This window comes from Pseudonocardia aurantiaca (assembly GCF_039526725.1).
Taxonomy (GTDB): Bacteria; Actinomycetota; Actinomycetes; order Mycobacteriales; family Pseudonocardiaceae; genus Pseudonocardia; species Pseudonocardia aurantiaca.
In genome coordinates, this window is the sequence record NZ_BAAAJG010000027.1 from 448,358 (window position 1) to 461,950 (window position 13,593).

Here is a 13,593-nt window from a genome sequence, read left to right on the forward strand (position 1 = left end):
TTGCCTCATCGCGGCCGGTCTCTTCGGCGGGCCGCACCGTCGACGATGTAGACCTCGGCCACCGCAGAAAGGAATCGGCAGCCGCTGAAGCGTCCGAGCTACACCGGCGTTGAGACGCGCTACAGCCGTTGGAGGCGTCACACGCGAGGCGGACCGGCGTCGACGACTGCCATCGACAGGTCCAACGGGTCGAAGTGGATCAGCGACTCAAGCCACCAGGTCATGCCGGCCTGGGCGAGTCCCTCAAGATCCACGTTCTTTTCTTCCTGCCATGCGGGGCTCGCGTTGCCGCGCACGGCGACGTCGAACGGCCGGTCGGCCGGCAGGCCGGCGCGGTCCAGCGCGTGGCGGAGGCCGGCGATCTCGTCCGGAGTCAGTTCGTGGTCGTCCGGGTTGGGAAAGATCCCGTCGCAGCCGATGGCGCGGGTGAGCACGTTGGGGTGGTTGGTGGAGCTGGCCATCCAGACCGGGATGCGGTGCGGTTCCGCCTCGGTGGCCGGCAGGCGCACCTGATAGTGCGAGCCGGTGTGTTGGATGGCCTCGCCTGTCCACATTGCCCGCATCACCTTCAGTCCCTCGGCGAGCATCGCCGAGCGCGTCGCCCGATCCGTAGTCTCCCCGAAACTGCTGAAATCACCGGACTCATCGGAGCCCAGACCGGTGCCGACAATGAGCCGTCCGTCAGAGAGCCTGCTGATGGTGGACGCGTGCCGGGCGACCATCCAGGGCCGGCGCCGGGTCAGGGGAGTGACGGTCGGGCCGAGCAGCAGGTTCTCGGTGGCGTGCGCGATGGCGGCCAGCGCGATCCAGGGATCGGCGATCGGCGGCGCGTCGCTGACCACGTGATCCCACAGGAACACACCGTCCCACCCGGCGGCCTCCGCGCGTACCGCTAGTTCGACGAGGACCTTGGGGTCACCGAACGGACCAAATGCTGGGACGAGAGCGGATCATTTGGCGATCCATTCGCTCAGTCTGGCGGGCTGATTTCGCGGCACGTGAATTGGGTCATCGGTCGGCGCGGAGCACAGCCGCGATGCGCCTGTAGGTAGGCATGCCTGCATGCCGAGGTCGATGGCAGTGCTGCGGCGGTCTGGGCCGGGGCCCGGTCGGCGGAGTGAACATCTGGAACAAGATTCTTGAACTAATTCTCTCGGGTGGACGCCCCGCACACGATCCGCGCCTTCGGCGTCGCCGCCGGCCCGGTTGACGATCGAGCAAGGTCGGCCGCGTTGGCGACCCTGGTCCGTGTCGACGTACGCGAGAAGCCGGCGGCGCTCCTCGGCCGTGAGACCGCGCGAATCATCCTCGCGGGTGACCTTGATGGACCCCGTGGTGGCCGAGGGAGAGGGGAGGACGAGCCACGGTGCGGCAGCTCCGGGAAGCGTTTCCGTCGGGCTTCCGACAGGTTCGATCTTGCTCAGAGCAATGCAGGTCAGGGGGACAAGCCCCCTGACCTGCAAAGGATGGTGCGCCGCCAGGGACTCGAACCCCGAACCCGCTGGTTAAGAGCCAGCTGCTCTGCCAGTTGAGCTAGCGGCGCCTGCCGTTGCGCCCCACCGCCGGGCGCCTTGAAACGCTAACACAGCGCTTCAGGGCGGCCGCGCGGCGGGGTGCCGCGGCCCGGGAGCACCCTGAACGACTCCGGCCGTAGTCGTTCAGCACCCTCCCATGGGGTGAGTGACGGGACTTGAACCCGCGACTTCCTGGACCACAACCAGGTGCTCTACCAGCTGAGCTACACCCACCATGTAACCGGCCTCGGCCGGTGACAAGTCAAGCTTAGCGTGGCGGTTCGGGGGGATCGAAGCGGGTTGTCGCCACCTGGGCGGCCACGGCCTGCGCGGCCTCCGACGACGGTCCCGGGGGCGCCACGAAGAGCGTGCGGCGGTAGTAGTCCAGCTCGCGGATCGACTCCTCGATGTCGGCGAGCGCCCGGTGCGCGAGACCCTTCTCCGGCTTCGCGTAGAACACCCGGGGAAACCAGCGCCGGCACAGCTCCTTCACCGAGCTGACGTCGACCATGCGGTAGTGCAGGTGGGCGTCGAGCTCGGGCATGTCGCGGGAGAGGAACCCGCGGTCGGTGGCGATCGAGTTGCCGGCGAGCGGGACCGTGCGCGGTTCCGGCACGTACTTGCGCACGTAGTCGAGCACGAGCCGCTCCGCCTCGGCCACGGTGACCGTCGAGGCCCGGACGGCCTCGGTGAGGCCGGAGTGCGCATGCATCTCGCGGACGACGTCGGGCATCCCGGCCAGCGCGCCCTCGTCGGCGTGGATGACGACGTCGACACCCTCGCCGAGCACGTTGAGGTCGCCGTCGGTCACCAGCACCGCGATCTCGATCAGCGCGTCGCGCCCGAGATCGAGCCCTGTCATCTCACAGTCGATCCAGACGAGGCGGTCGGTCACCCAGACACACTAATCCCGGGCCCGGTCCAGCGGTCGCCGAGGCGGCGGAGCAGGCGGTTTCGGGGGGAGATGCTCAAGTGTCCCGCGCCGGAAGTCCGGTGCGTATATCGGCGGATCCAGGTTTCCGCTGGGTGTGCCGGGGCGCGGTCCTCGTACCGGGCGTACTCGGGCCGTGCGCCGGTGCGCCCAGCGGGGAGCTGGGCCGTCGAGATATGTGGTGGACCTGCGGCGCGGGACACTAGCCTCCGCGGGGTGGACCAGAGCGCAGCGCAGCAGATCGCCGCCGGGTACGCCACGGACGGTTCCGCTCTCGAGCTGGGCAGCGTGCTCGTCGACGGCACGGTGGACCCGGCTGCGCGGGTCCGCATCCCGTTCGCGACGCTCAACCGGCACGGGCTGGTCGCCGGGGCGACGGGCACCGGCAAGACGAAGACCTTGCAGGGGCTCGCCGAGCAGCTCTCGGCGGCCGGGGTGCCCGTGCTGCTGGCTGACGTCAAGGGCGACCTCTCCGGGATGTCACGGCCGGGTGAGCCGGGCCCGAAGATCGAGGCGCGGGCGAAGGACACCGGCGACGACTGGGCGCCGACGGCCTTCCCTGTCGAGTTCCTGTCGCTGGGCGGGGGCAGCTCGGCCGTGCCGATCCGGGCGACGCTCACCCAGTTCGGCCCGATCCTGCTCAGCAAGGTGCTTGATCTCAACGACACCCAGGCGTCGACGCTCGGGCTGATCTTCCACTGGGCCGACCAGCGCGGGCTGCCGTTGCTGGACACGAAGGACCTGCGGGCGGTGATCCAGCACCTGACGTCCGGCGAGGGGAAGGCCGACCTCAAGGGGATCGGCGGCGTCTCGCCCGCGACCGCGGGCGTGATCCTGCGGGCGCTGGTGAACCTCGAGGCCCAGGGCGGCGACGACTTCTTCGGTGAGCCCGAGTTCGAACCCGCCGACCTCATGCGCACGGTGGACGGGAAGGGCGTCGTCACGCTGCTGGAGCTGGCCGACCAGGCCGCCAACCCGCGGCTGTACTCGACGTTCCTCATGTGGCTGCTCGCCGAGCTGTTCGAGGAGCTGCCCGAGGCGGGTGACCTCGACAAACCCAAGCTCGTGTTCTTCTTCGACGAGGCCCATCTGCTGTTCACCGACGCGTCCAAGGCGTTCCTGGAGCGCATCGAGCAGACGGTGAAGCTCATCCGCTCCAAGGGCGTGGGGGTGTTCTTCTGCACGCAGCTGCCCACCGACGTCCCCAACGCGGTGCTCTCGCAGCTCGGCGCGCGGGTGCAGCACGCGCTCCGGGCGTTCACACCCGACGACCAGGCGGCGCTCGCGAAGACGGTGCGGACCTACCCGAACACCGATCACTACGACATGGAGGAGGCGCTGACGTCGCTCGGCACCGGCGAGGCGATCGTCACGGTGCTCTCCGAGCGAGGCGCGCCCACCCCCGTCGCGTGGGCCCGGATGCGGGCGCCGCGCTCCCTGATGGCCGCGATCGGGCCCGGTGCCGTCGCGACCGCGGCGAAGGACTCCCCGCTCTTCGCGAAGTACGGCGAGACGGTCGACCGGGAGTCGGCCTACGAGAAGCTGACGGCCAAGATCGCCGCGCCGCCGCCCGCCCCGGCCCCTGCCGACGCCACGCCGCCTGCGCCGGAGCCGCGCCGAGAGCGGGAGGAGCCGAGCGTGGTGGCCGAGGTGCTCGGCTCGCCGGTGGTGAAGTCGTTCCTGCGCTCGGCGGCGACCGCGCTGGGCCGGGAGATCACCCGCGGCCTGTTCGGCACCCGCCGCAGGCGCTGATCACGGGCGCTGATCACGGGCGCAGGAACGGGGTGAGCAGCCCGGGCACCGCCGAGTCGGCCAGTGCCACGCCGTCGGGTGCGGTCACGTCCAGCACCTTGTATCCGCCGGTGCCCGCGGCCGTGACCGCCTCCACGGTCACGACTCCGGCGCGCCGCTGGAACACGCTCTGGCGGAACGTCCAGCCGATCACCCCCGCGCGCTGCAGCGCGACCGTGCGGCGCCGGATCGAGCCCTGGCGCGTCACCAGGTAGCGGGCGGTGAGCTGGTGGCCGAGGTTGCGGAACCGGTCGAGCGCCACCAGCACTCCTGCCGGGAGCAGCACCAGGCTCGCGGGGCCCAGCCAGGACAGGGGCGCCACCGCGTTCCCGAGCAGGAACGCGCCGGCAACGAGCGCGGCCGCCGGGCCCAGCGCGCGCGTCAGCCGCCGTTGCAACGCGGCCCGCGGGTGCGGGCGCAATGTCGTGAGAGTGATCTCAGCCGGGTGCTCACGCAGCGCCGCCGCTGCCACCCGGTGCGCCTCGGCCCGCGGCGCCGGGGGCAGCAGCGCCCCGCTCTGGGAGTCGCGGGACAGGCCCGTCGACAGCGCCCGCGTCTGGGCGCCGCGCCCCGCCCGCAGGAGCAGCGGCTCCACCACCTCGGCGCCGCGCATCCGCTGCTCGGCCACCGACAGCGAACGGCGGGTCAGAAGCCCCCGGCGGACGCGCAGCGCACCCGCGCCCTCGGGGGACGGCTCGCGCGTGAGCCGGTAGTCGTACCAGCGCTCGGCGAAGAGCAGCAGCGCGCCGACGACCGCCACCACCAGCAGCACCAGCCCGACGACGAGCACGCCCACCCAGAGTGGGGCGGTGGCGAGCCGGGACGCGGCGTCGTCCACCGCCTCGATGTCCCGCGGGTCGACGCCGAGGTCTCCGAACAGGTTGAACAGCGCGGCGCCGATGGCACCCACGCCGGCGATCGAGGAGAACGTCAGTGGCGCGAACCGCAGCCACGACCAGTCCAGCCGGGCGAGCTCCTCCACCGGGACGGCGGGCGCCGCGACCGCCGGGTCGGGCACCGGCGCGCGCGAGCGGTCGAGCAGTTCGTGGCGCAGGCGGTCGGCCTCGGACTTGCTGACGGCGTCGAGGGCGAGCCCCTGGCTCTCGGCGGCCATGCCCCCGGACGCGGCGCCGACGTGCACGACGCTCAGCCCGAACACCCGGTGCAGGAGTTTCGCGGTGAGGTCGACCGTGCGGATCCGGTCCCGCGGCACCGAGCGGCGCTGGCGGCGCAGCCACCCGCTGTGCAGCTCCACCCGGTCGGCCGTGATCCGGTACCGGGTCGTGCGCCAGCGCACGACGCCGCCGAGTATGAACAGCACGACGACGCCGAGCGGGAACCACAGCCGCATCACATCGCCCTGCCCGGTCACCAGGAACACGACGATCACCGGGAGCAGCCGCACGAGGCTCGCGGCCGGGCCGACCACGAGCATCCGCGGATCCAGCCGCCGCCACGGCGCCTCGACGGTGGTGGAGGCCTCGACATCGGTCGTCACGTGGCGTCGCCCGGGGTCGCCTGGGTGGTCTCGGTCAGGGTGCGGGCCAGCTCGGCGGCGGCATCCTGGTCGAGCCCGCGGATCTTGACGGGCCCGCGCGCCGACGCCGTCGTGACCGTGACGCTGGCGAGCTTCAGCAGCTGCTCGATCGGCCCGTGCTGGGTGTCGACCGTCTGCACCCGTGAGATCGGCGCGATCCGCCACTCCCGCACCAGCCAGCCAGACAGCGTGTAGACGGCTTCCGGGGTGACCTCCCAGCGGTGGATGCGGTAGAGCAGCGGTGGCACCACCAGCCCGTACGCCAGGGTGAGCACCACCGTGGCGATCGTCGTGGCGGTGAGCCAGCCGGGCGCGCGGCCGCTCAGGACGACGAGCGCAACGGCCTGCGGACCGCCGAGCAGCACGAGCGTCGCGAGTGCCCGCAGCTGCCACCAGCGCACGGCCCGGGGGCTGACCTGGTGGGCCGGTGGCCGGAGCGGCAGCGCTACGGAGGTCATGGTGCGAGTCTGCTCCGTTCGCCCGACGGATCTGCGAATGCGGCTAGCTGGGCGTTTCGTACCTCGGCCGTTTGGGCCTGGATGAGGTGGAACGCGGCCTCGCGGGCCCAGCGCTGTTCCGGGCTGGTGAGCAGGAGCGCGCTGCCGGAGCGGGCCGCCACCAGTGCGCCCGCGGTGCGCACCGCCAACTCGGTGACCGCGGCCCGCAGTTCCCTGCGCTCGGCCACCCGCTCGAACAGCGGCACCTCCGTGAGCAGGGCGTACGCCTCTGCGCGCACGCCGGCGGCCCGCTTCGCGAGTGTGTGGGCGGCGTCGACCGCCTCCGGCCGGTCCCGCATCGCACCCAGCTCTGCGAGGGCCACGACCATGCGGCGCAGCAGCCCGAGGGACGCCGGCGTGGCGTTCGCGGTGCGTGCGGCGTCGTGAGCGTGCCACGCCGGGACGTCGATCACGGCGAGCACGTCCTCGGCGTCGACCGCGAGGCCGTCGATCGCGAGCGCGACCGTGCGCGTCCCGGCCATGACGGCGAGCGGCAGCGGATCGCCCGCGCGGAGCCCGGGCCGCTCGGCTGCCGGGAGCAGGGCGAGCACGAAGCGGTCGTCCGGGGTCGTACCCGCGATCATCACGACGTCGAGCAGGCCCCAGCCGGTGCACCAGTCGGCCGTGCCGGAGAACGTCCAGCCGCCGGGGCGGGGCTCCGCGCGCACGGCGGGTGGCCCGGGCCTGCGGATGTGGGCGATCGCGATGCCAGCGCTCGTGCGGGCGGAGGCGAGCCCGGCGCGGTGGCGCTCCGCCGCCGGCCCTAGGGTGATCGCCTCGGGGGCGAGCGCGGTGAGCGGGCCGCGGGAGAGCGCCTGCGGGAAGCGGTGCTGTGTCGTCATGAACCAGGTCGCCCCGCACGCCCCGCTGACCAGCTCGACGACCTCCGCGTCCACCCGCTCGCCCGCGCCGTACCCGCCCTCGGCGACGGGCATGCGCACCGACAGCAGGCCGTGCCCGGCGAGCAGTGCCAGGTGCGCGGGGTCGACGCCCTGCCGCGCGTCGTCGGCGGCCGCCGCGTGCGGGGCGAGGACGTCGGCGGCGATCCGTGCGGCCGCGGCGACCGCGGGGTGCGTGGTCACCTCCGGCGGAGGCGCGAACAGCGCCTCGACGGCCCGCGCCGCATCGGTCACCACATGACGACGCTATCGCGGCGTTTCCGCGTCAGGCGAGCGCGCGCGGTGCCGTGGCCTGCAGCGCCGAGAACGGGGCCGCGTCCACGCCGCAGGACGGCGGCCGGGGACCCTCGCCCGCCACCTCGCTGACGTCGACGGCCCAGCGCCGCCCGTCCCGCGCGGTGACCACGGCGCCGCCGGGGGCGTCGGTGACGCTGAGCGCGTCGGCGTCGCGCAGGCCGGTGGCGGCGCGCACGGCCAGCTCGGCCACCTGCCCCCTCGGCGACCACGTGCTCCGGCCGCGGCAGCGCGCCGGCTCCACCTCACCCGGGCAGGCGGCCTTGCGCGCCGCGATCGCCGACGGCACGTCGAGACGCCCGTACAGGTAGCCGGTGGGGAGCACGAGCGCGGTGGGGGCGAACCGGTGCCCGCCGAGGTGGCTGCTCTCCCAGATGTGCGGCTCGCCCGCCGCCACCAGCGCCGTGGCCAGCGCGCGGCCGTCGAGGGCGCAGCAGCGGTCGCGCCTCCCGTGCGTGCACACCATGAGGAGCGGGTCGTCCACCCGCGTGCCCGGCAGCGGCTCGTCGGGGGCGGGAAGCGCGAGGTCGGCCGGCGCGTCGAGCGTCAGGAGCGTGGTGTGCGAACGCCCGGGGGCGGTGTCGGCGAGGTAGACGTGCAGCGGTCCGTCGTCGTGCCTGCCGCGGCCGGGCCTGCGGATGAGCTGCAGCCGCCAGCCGGGGGTGGTGGCCAGGGCGGCGAGCGCCGGGTCGGGGTGGGCGGCGAGCTCCTGCGGCCACGCGCTGCGCTGCTCCACACACACCCACCGCTGCGCGACGGGAGCGGTGCCCGCCAGCGGCTCGTCGAGCGCCCGGGACAGCACGGTGCAGCGCTGGGCTTCCCGTGTCGTCGCCGCGTCCATCAGGGCATTTTATCTAAGCCTTTCCTTACCCCGTTGGGTGATGCTTGTCACCCGTCGTTGGCAGGTCGCGGTGCACGATCTTCCCGGTCGCGTTACGCGGCAGCTCCGCGACGAACTCGACGTCACGGGGCACGGCGAACCTGCTCAGCTCGGCACGCACCCAGCCGCGGACGTCGTCGGCGTCGACCGCGGACCCGGGCTCCAGTACCACGTACGCCGCGAGCCGCTGCCCGAACTGCTCGTCCGGCACGCCCGTGACGGCCGCCTCCCGCACCTCCGGCCGCGCGGCGATCAGCTCCTCGACAGGGCCGGGATGCACGTTCTCTCCCCCGGAGACGATCATGTCGTCGGCCCGGCCGGTGAGGTGCAGAAGGCCGTTCTCGTCGAGCCGCCCGACGTCGCCGGTGCCGATCAGGTCCCCAAAGCGCGGGACGTCGGCGCCCTCACGCGTATAGCCCTCGAACGGCATGTCGTTGCGCACGAAGACCCGCCCCTCCACGCCGGGGGGCACCGGGCGGTCGTCCCCGCCCAGCACGACGAGGCGCGTGCCGACCGGGGCGCGGCCCGCGGTGCCGGGCGCGGCGCGCAGATCGGCGGGAGAGCCGATGCTTACCCAGGACACCTCGGTGGAGCCGTAGAGGTTGTAGAGGATGTCGCCGAAGCGGTCCATGAACGCTGTGGCGAGCCCGGCGGGCAGCGCCGACCCGCTCACGGCGACGACCCGCGGCCGGTGCGTCCGCCAGGCCGCGTCGAGCTGCTCGGCAGGCAGTTCCAGTACCCGCTGCAGCATCACCGGCACGGCGAAGACCGCGTCGATGCGGTGCTCCTCGACCGTTCGCAGGAAGTCGGCCGGGTCGAACCGGCTCCGCAGCACGACCGGAGCGCCGTGCAGAGCGGCGAGCTGCAGCGCGGCGAGACCCCACGTGTGCAGCAGCGGCGCGGAGATCAGCACGGGCTCGCCTGCCCGCAGGGGGATCGTCGAGAGGATCGCGGCGGCGGGGGCGAGGGTATGGATGGGCGGGCGGCGCGCGCCCTTGGGCGGGCCGGTGGTGCCGGAGGTCAGCACGATCGTGTGGCCGCCCGGTGGGCGAAGGGGGAGCGGCCCGGGTCCGTCGAGGCCCGTGAGGTCGGTGATCACCCGGCAGCCGTCGGGGAGCGCCTCGAACGCGGGGCGGAACTCCTCGTCGGCGACCACGGTGTGCAGCCGCAGCTCCTCGGCGACCTCCCGGAGCTGCCCGGCCGACAGGCCCGTGTTGAGCAGCACGACGTCCGCGCCCAGTTTGCCCGCGGCCACCTGGGCCTCGATCGCGGCGCGGCGGTTGCGGCAGAGCACCCCCACCCGCACCCGGGGCCCGACGCCGGACGCCGCGAATCCCCTCGCCACGGCGTCGGTGTGGTGGTTGAGCTCGGCGAAGGTAACCGAGCCGTCGTCGTCGACGATCGCGGTGCGGTCGGGGTGACGGGCTGCCCCCGCCGCGTACCCCGTGGTGATCGAGAGCCCGTAGCGCGCGAGGCTCGTGGCCATACCGAGCAGACGGTCGGGGCGGACCGGGCGGACGACGCCGGAGCGGGTGAGAGCCACGACCGCCCGCCCCGACCCCAGCGCTGCCTCGGCCCCGGCCCGCACCGGTCCCATAAGGCGCCCAACCAGTTCGATCACAAGCCCAGTCTGGCCCCCGCGAGCCCGTGGCGCAGGCCCTGCTGCCTGGAAAGCGCACGGCTGCAAATCGGGGTCGTGGCCGCCGCCCGCAAGCTCGTCGAACTGGTCTTCTACCGGCCCCGCAGCCCGAGAACATACGCCCTGCACAGCCGGGCGCGCCCCGAACACGGGGGCGGCCCAGAAGAAAGATCACTACCAAGGACCCGGGTAGGGGGCGGAGGTCGCGGGGTCAGTTCACCGGTTGGGTCAGGTCGTAGACCGTCGTCCCGCCCACCGTCGTCGGTGCGAAGTTCTGCTGCACCCACGTGGCGATCGCCGAGCCCCCGCGCTGGAAGCCGCCGCCGCCCTGGATGAAGTAGTGCACCTCACCCGCGGCCACGAGCGTCTGGAACTGCGCCAGTGTGGGCGCCGGGTCGGACCCGCTGAACCCGCCGATGCCCATGACGGTGGTCCCGCTGGAGAGGGCGAGGCCCGCGCTGCTCTGCGCGCCGGTCGTCGCCGCCGACCACTTCGTGCCGGCGGCCTGCAAGAGCGCGATGAGCGTGGGATCGGTCGCCGCGCCCTCCGGGCCGCCGCGCATCGCCTGACCCTGGCCTCCCGGTCCCTGGCCGCCCGGTCCCCGGCCCGGCTGTCCGGGTGCGTCGCCTGCTCCCGGTCGCTGTCCGCCGCCGCCCGGTCCGCCGCTGCCCGGTCCGCCGCTGCCCGGTCCGCCGACTCCCGGTCGGCCGCCGCCGAAGCCGGACTGGCTCGGCCCGGCGGTCGGGATGCTGCCGTTGTGCGGGGTGGCCGCGGTGTCGAAGGCGTAGGCGGCCGGCGCCGCGAGGCCGGTGAGCAGCGCCGCGAGCGCGGTCACCGTCGCCAGGCGCTTCCATGTCGCCCTCACCAGGAGAGCGATCGCCGCAACCACACCGATCGCGACGACGACCCAGCGCAGCCACGGCAGGAAGTCGGGCGTGCGGGAGAGCAGCACGTATGCCCACACACCCGTCCCGGCGACGACGACGGCGAGCAGCGCACGAGCGACCCAGGTGTCCCGGGCGCGCCACAGTTGCATCCCGCCGATCCCGACGAGCGCGGCGATCCCCGGCGCCAGCGCCACCGTGTAGTACGGGTGGAAGATCCCCTGCGCGAAGCTGAAGACCAGCGCGGTCACGACGGTCCACGCGCCCCAGAGGAGCAGCGCCGCGCGGAGCCGGTCGGTCCGCGGGGCTCGCCCCACCAGCCACAGCCCGGCCACCAGCAGCACCAGCGCCGCCGGGAGCAACCAGGCCGCCTGCGTGCCGATGGAGTCGCCGAACATGCGCAGCGGACCCGGCGAGCCGCCGAACCCGATGTTGCCGCCGCCACCACCGCCGGGACCGCCGGTGAACAGCTCGGCCCCGGGAGGCGGCGCGCCCGCCGGGGCTTCCGTGGCGTTGGGTCCCTGGCCCGGCCCACGGCCCTCGCCGCCGAAGATCCGGCCGAGGCCGTTGTAACCGAATGTCAGCTCCAGCACGCTGTTGCCCTGCGACCCGCCGATGTAGGGGCGGCTCGACGCGGGCCACAGCACCGTGGCGAGGACCCACCAGCCGGCGGCCGCCACGATCGCGACGCCGGCGGCCAGCAGTTGCCGGACGCGGCGCCAGAAACCGGTGGGCGCGGCGACGAGGTAGGCCAGCGCGAGCGCCGGGACCACGACGAACGCCTGCATCATCTTCGTCAGGAACGCGAACCCGATGAGCGTGCCCGCGAGCACCAGCCACCGCGTCGACGCGGTCTCGGTCGCTCGGATCGTGGCGTATGCGGCGGCGACCATCAGCAGCACGAGCAGCGCGTCGGGGTTGTTGAACCGGAACATCAGCACGGCCACCGGCGTGAGCGCCATGGCCGCACCCGCGAGGAGCGCGGCGCCCGGGCCCGCCACACGCCGCACGGCCGCGTAGACCAGCGCGACGGTGCCGACGCCCATCAGTGCCTGCGGCACGAGCATGCTCCACGAGGAGAACCCGAAGATCCGCCCGGACAGCGCCATCACCCACAGCGAGCCCGGTGGCTTGTCGACCGTGACGATGTTGCCGGCGTCGAGAGAGCCGAAGAAGAAGGCCGTCCAGTTCTTCGTCATCGACTGCACGGCGGCGGCGTAGTAGCTGTTGGCCCAGCCGGACGCGCCGAGGTTCCACAGGTACATCAGCCCGGTGCCGACGAGCAGCACTGCGAGAGCCGCCAGCTCGCGCCGGCTGCGGCGTGATCCCGCGGCGGGGGCCTGCGTCGGACGCGGTGGCGCCAGCGTTGCACTCATGTCCCCACCTCGCTGCGTGTCGACGATTCGCTTTGCTAGCTCGGTCATGCGGCAGTCCTCCCGGCGGCGGCCTGGGCATCCCGGGCCCGGTGGCCGCGGAAGATCCACGACCGGAACGCGATGAACCGCAGCACCGTGGCGAGCGCGTTGGCGACCACCAGCACGAGCAGTTCCAGCCCCTGACTCGCGCCGGGCGCCCAGGCGGCGAGTGCGGCGAGGGCCCCGCTGGTGAGCGCGAGGCCGAGCCCGAACACGATGAGCCCCTGCACGTGGTGCTTCGCCACGCCTGAGCTGCCGCGCACCCCGAAGGTGAGCCGGCGGTTGGCCGCCGTGTTCGCCACGGCCGTGACGACGAGCGCGCCGAGGTTCGCCGCGAACGGGCCGACCGCACCGCGCAGCAGCGCGTACAGCGCAACGTAGGCGAGCGTGCTCACGACGCCGACGGCGGCGAACCGCACGAGCTGGCGCGGGAGCCCCTTCGGCACCCCGGCGACGTCGGCCGTGAGCGCGCCGCGGCCCAGCTGCGTGCGCAGCTCCGCGAGCGGGAGCCGGCCGGTGGCGAGCGCCCGGCCCACCCGGACGATGCCGCGGAGGTCGGCCAGCGCGGTCGCGACGATGTCGACGCGGCTGTCCGGGTCGTCCACCCAATCGACCGGCACCTCGTGGATGCGCAGCCCGGCGCGTTCGGCGAGCACGAGCAGTTCGGTGTCGAAGAACCACCCGGTGTCCTCCACCAGCGGCAGCAGCCGCTGTGCCACATCGGCGCGGATCGCCTTGAACCCGCACTGCGCGTCCGAGAAGCCGGCGCCCAGCGCCCCGCGCAGCAGGAGGTTGTAGCAGCGGGAGATGATCTCCCGCTTCGCGCCCCGCACCACCCGGGAGCCCCGGCCGAGCCGGGTGCCGATCGCGAGGTCGGAGTGCCCCGAGATCAGCGGCGCCACCAGCGGGAGCAGGGCGGCGAGATCGGTGGACAGGTCCACGTCGCAGTAGGCCAGCACCAGCGCGTCCGACGCCGACCACGCGCTGCGTAGCGCCCGCCCGCGGCCCTTCTGCTCCAGCCGCAGCGCGGCGACGCCGGGCAGCTCCGCCGCCAGTCGCGACGCGATCTGCGGTGTCCCGTCCGTGCTCGCGTTGTCCGCTATTGTGATCCGGAACCGGTAAGGGAACTGCCTGCTGAGGTGGGCGTGCAGCCGCCGGACCGACGGCTCGAGATCGTTCTCCTCGTTGTAGACGGGGACGACGACGTCGAGCACGTCGCGCTCGGGTCGTCCGGTGTGCACGGGCTGCGGCGCGGTCTCGACGCTCATGGGGACGACGGTCTCGGCGGCCGCTGTACCGCCGTTGTGGTGAT

9 protein-coding genes, 2 tRNA genes and 1 pseudogene are annotated in these 13,593 nt (G+C 73.4%); 1 reads left to right on the top strand and 11 read right to left on the bottom strand.

Annotated elements, in window-relative coordinates:
- Positions 1 to 137: 137 nt before the first annotated feature.
- The 4 genes and pseudogenes from ABD143_RS35090 to orn all read right to left on the bottom strand — a co-directional run.
- A pseudogene (locus ABD143_RS35090) lies at positions 138 to 902 on the bottom strand (LLM class flavin-dependent oxidoreductase); the annotation flags it as partial.
- Between the two features lie 565 nt (positions 903 to 1,467).
- Positions 1,468 to 1,543, bottom strand: a tRNA-Lys gene (locus ABD143_RS35095).
- A 129-nt stretch (positions 1,544 to 1,672) separates the two neighbouring features.
- Positions 1,673 to 1,748, bottom strand: a tRNA-His gene (locus ABD143_RS35100).
- 34 nt (positions 1,749 to 1,782) lie between these two features.
- A complete protein-coding gene (gene orn / locus ABD143_RS35105) occupies positions 1,783 to 2,409 on the bottom strand; it encodes an oligoribonuclease (protein ID WP_343987036.1) in 627 nt (208 codons plus the stop codon).
- A 252-nt stretch (positions 2,410 to 2,661) separates the two neighbouring features.
- Here orn and ABD143_RS35110 point away from each other — a divergent pair, with 252 nt between their 5' ends.
- Positions 2,662 to 4,197, top strand: coding sequence for a helicase HerA-like domain-containing protein (locus tag ABD143_RS35110; protein ID WP_343987039.1), 1,536 nt, complete (start codon positions 2,662 to 2,664; stop codon positions 4,195 to 4,197).
- 13 nt (positions 4,198 to 4,210) lie between these two features.
- Here the strand turns inward: ABD143_RS35110 and ABD143_RS35115 are convergent, their stop codons facing one another.
- From ABD143_RS35115 to ABD143_RS35145, 7 genes are all read right to left on the bottom strand, one after another.
- Positions 4,211 to 5,734, bottom strand: coding sequence for a PH domain-containing protein (locus tag ABD143_RS35115; RefSeq protein WP_343987042.1), 1,524 nt, complete (start codon positions 5,732 to 5,734; stop codon positions 4,211 to 4,213).
- A complete protein-coding gene (locus ABD143_RS35120; RefSeq protein WP_343987045.1) occupies positions 5,731 to 6,231 on the bottom strand; it encodes a PH domain-containing protein in 501 nt (166 codons plus the stop codon). The genes ABD143_RS35115 and ABD143_RS35120 overlap by 4 nt, the downstream gene beginning before the upstream one ends.
- Complete coding sequence (locus ABD143_RS35125) at positions 6,228 to 7,406, bottom strand: acyl-CoA dehydrogenase family protein (protein WP_343987047.1); 1,179 nt, start codon at positions 7,404 to 7,406, stop codon at positions 6,228 to 6,230. Before ABD143_RS35125 ends, ABD143_RS35120 begins: the two co-directional genes overlap by 4 nt.
- 28 nt (positions 7,407 to 7,434) lie before the next feature.
- On the bottom strand, positions 7,435 to 8,304 hold the full coding sequence (locus ABD143_RS35130) for a ferredoxin family protein (protein WP_343987049.1): 870 nt from the start codon (positions 8,302 to 8,304) through the stop codon (positions 7,435 to 7,437).
- Positions 8,305 to 8,329: 25 nt separating this feature from the next.
- Positions 8,330 to 9,940: an AMP-binding protein gene (locus ABD143_RS35135; protein WP_425563754.1), complete on the bottom strand. Its 1,611-nt coding sequence runs from the start codon at positions 9,938 to 9,940 to the stop codon at positions 8,330 to 8,332.
- A gap of 253 nt (positions 9,941 to 10,193) precedes the next feature.
- Entirely contained in the window at positions 10,194 to 12,242 is a 2,049-nt protein-coding gene (locus tag ABD143_RS35140) for an ArnT family glycosyltransferase (protein WP_343987052.1), read from the bottom strand.
- A gap of 44 nt (positions 12,243 to 12,286) precedes the next feature.
- On the bottom strand, positions 12,287 to 13,549 hold the full coding sequence (locus ABD143_RS35145) for a bifunctional glycosyltransferase family 2/GtrA family protein (protein WP_343987055.1): 1,263 nt from the start codon (positions 13,547 to 13,549) through the stop codon (positions 12,287 to 12,289).
- Positions 13,550 to 13,593: the final 44 nt, after the last annotated feature.

What these genes read in the sequence shown, in the direction of transcription:
- ABD143_RS35130 (WP_343987049.1), bottom strand. Translation starts at nt 8,304, where the DNA reads ATGGACGCGGCGACGACACGGGAAGCCCAGCGCTGCACCGTGCTGTCC.
- ABD143_RS35140 (WP_343987052.1), bottom strand. Translation starts at nt 12,242, where the DNA reads ATGAGTGCAACGCTGGCGCCACCGCGTCCGACGCAGGCCCCCGCCGCG.
- ABD143_RS35145 (WP_343987055.1), bottom strand. Translation starts at nt 13,549, where the DNA reads ATGAGCGTCGAGACCGCGCCGCAGCCCGTGCACACCGGACGACCCGAG.
- ABD143_RS35135 (WP_425563754.1), bottom strand. Translation starts at nt 9,940, where the DNA reads ATGGGACCGGTGCGGGCCGGGGCCGAGGCAGCGCTGGGGTCGGGGCGG.
- ABD143_RS35120 (WP_343987045.1), bottom strand. Translation starts at nt 6,231, where the DNA reads ATGACCTCCGTAGCGCTGCCGCTCCGGCCACCGGCCCACCAGGTCAGC.